The sequence below is a fragment of the Halobacterium bonnevillei genome (assembly GCF_009831555.1).
In the GTDB taxonomy this organism is placed as follows: Archaea; Halobacteriota; Halobacteria; order Halobacteriales; family Halobacteriaceae; genus Halobacterium; species Halobacterium bonnevillei.
This window is the reverse complement of record NZ_WUUU01000304.1, coordinates 1-1,863: the sequence shown is the minus strand read 5'-3', so window position 1 is coordinate 1,863 and position 1,863 is coordinate 1. Positions and strand designations below refer to the sequence as shown.

General features: G+C 69.7%; 3 protein-coding genes and 1 pseudogene. 2 read left to right on the top strand and 2 right to left on the bottom strand.

Going from position 1 to position 1,863, the window contains the following annotated elements; all coding sequences use genetic code 11:
- Positions 1-364, top strand: a pseudogene (locus GRX66_RS20220) (asparagine synthase-related protein); the annotation flags it as partial.
- Positions 365-389: 25 nt separating this feature from the next.
- Here GRX66_RS20220 and GRX66_RS18675 read toward each other — a convergent pair.
- Positions 390-863 (bottom strand): NUDIX hydrolase, encoded by a 474-nt coding sequence (locus GRX66_RS18675; RefSeq protein WP_159527810.1) that lies wholly within the window; start codon positions 861-863, stop codon positions 390-392.
- A gap of 298 nt (positions 864-1,161) precedes the next feature.
- Here GRX66_RS18675 and GRX66_RS18670 point away from each other — a divergent pair, with 298 nt between their 5' ends.
- The gene (locus GRX66_RS18670) at positions 1,162-1,365 is read left to right on the top strand and encodes a heavy-metal-associated domain-containing protein (RefSeq protein ID WP_159527809.1); all 204 of its coding nucleotides are present in this window, start codon (positions 1,162-1,164) and stop codon (positions 1,363-1,365) included.
- 31 nt (positions 1,366-1,396) lie between these two features.
- On the opposite strand, the gene GRX66_RS18665 is transcribed toward GRX66_RS18670, so the two are convergent.
- Positions 1,397-1,863, bottom strand: a 467-nt coding sequence (locus tag GRX66_RS18665; protein ID WP_394351549.1) for a transcription initiation factor IIB, incomplete at its 5' end; no start/stop codon positions are given.

Here is a 1,863-nt window from a genome sequence, read left to right as displayed (position 1 = left end):
GCGGACACCGTCCGGGACGCGCGCCGCGAAGTCCTGCTCGGGCTGCCGGACCAGCTCGAGCGAGACCTGCGGACGATTCGCGCCGCCGGTGTGGAGCCGGTGACGCCGCTGCTCCACGACGACGTCGTCACAGCGGCGATAACACTCCCCGGCGAGTGGCTGGTCGCGGACGGCGAGCGAAAAGCGCGCCCTCCGCGAGGCCGCACGAGACCGGCTCCCGGCGGTCGTCTGCGAGCGCGAGAAGAAGGCCGTCCAGTACGGCAGCCTGGTCGCCCGCGAGGTCGACCGGCTCGCCCGCCAGGCGGGGTTCAAGCGCCGGATGGACGACCACGTCACCCGGTACGTCGAGAGCCGCCTGGAGTGACGAACCGGAGCGCGCGAGAGATTCGTTAGGAGCGCCGTTCGGCGGCCTCGATCGCTTCGAGCGCGATCTGGATGGTGTCGGCGTCGAGGTCGCTGTCGCGGAGGTCCGCCGGCGCGTACCATGCCCAGGCGTCGGTCCCCGCCTCGCCGTCGGCTGGGTCGATGTCCCGCGACGGAACGGTCGCGAAGTAGAGGTGGTCGATGTGCTGGTGGCCGACCGAGCCGTCCCCGTGGACGTTGATGTCGTAACAGACCTGGTAGCGCGGCGTCGGGAGCGCCCGGCCGTCAGGTGCGGGCAGGTCGGGGGCGTCGCCGAGCAGCGTCGGGTTGAGGCCGGTCTCCTCGCGGACCTCCCGCTTGCCTGCCTCGTGGGGGAGTTCGTCGCGGTCGACGTGTCCGCCCGGCGGGATCCTGATGCCGAGTCGGTCGTGTTCGTGGAGGGCGGTCGCGCCGTCGTTGACGACGTAGACAGTCGCCGTGAAGTGGCGGGTCGTCTCCATGCCGCGGACTCCTGCGACGCGGCAGAAAGGGGTTACGTTTGCACGCAGCACCCGGGAGGGGAAAGATCGGAGCGGAAAAGGGAGGGGAAGAGAGGAGTCGAAGAGCTGTCGTCGACGTGGCGCTCGATTCCCGCGGGGGGACAATCGACCGGTAACTACACTGCCACAACGGATAACCCGCCAATACCCGACTGGAGACGTATGTCCGTGTTCTGGACGCTCCCGACGACAGACAGACGCAGAACTGACGTGACTGGTGGGAGGATAGGATACCGGAGCTACGGGGGAGGTGGGTCGCGTGTCAAATAGCCGCGCGCGGTTCACCGTTCCAACGACCGCCGACGGCGACGCCATCGAGAACGCGCTGGAGGACTGCGAGGGCGTCCAGTTGGCGACGTTCGACGATTCGACCGGGCTCGTGGAAGTGCGCCACGGCGAGGAGCTGATCTCGACGGAGGCGATCAAATCGACGGTTCGGGGCCTGGGCTACGAGGTCGAGTGACGGCAGCCCGGCGGCCGCCCTCGGTGCGAAGTCAGGCCTCGACGCCCGTCTCGCCGCCGGCTTCCAGGATCTCGTGGTAGCGGTTCCGGATGGTGACCTCGCTGACGTTCGCCACGGAGCTGACTTCGCTCTGCGTGACGCGCTCGTTGGCGAGCAGGCTGGCCGCGTAGACGGCCGCGGCGGCGAGGCCGACCGGCGACTTCCCGGAGTACAGGCCCGCTTCCCGTGCGCTCTCCAGGAGGTCGCGGGCGCGCCGCTCGACTTCGTCGGTGAGTTCGAGTTGCGAACAGAACCGCGGGACGTAGCTGGTGGGGTCGGTGGGTGCGACCTCGAGGCCCAGTTCGCGGGCGACGTACCGGTACGTGCGGGCGATCTCGTCGCGCTCGACGCGGCTGACGTTGGCCACCTCGTCGAGGCTCCGGGGCGCGTTGGCCTGTCGAGCGGCGGCGTACAGCGCGCTCGTCGCGACGCCCTCGATGCTGCGGCCTGGCCAGGAGG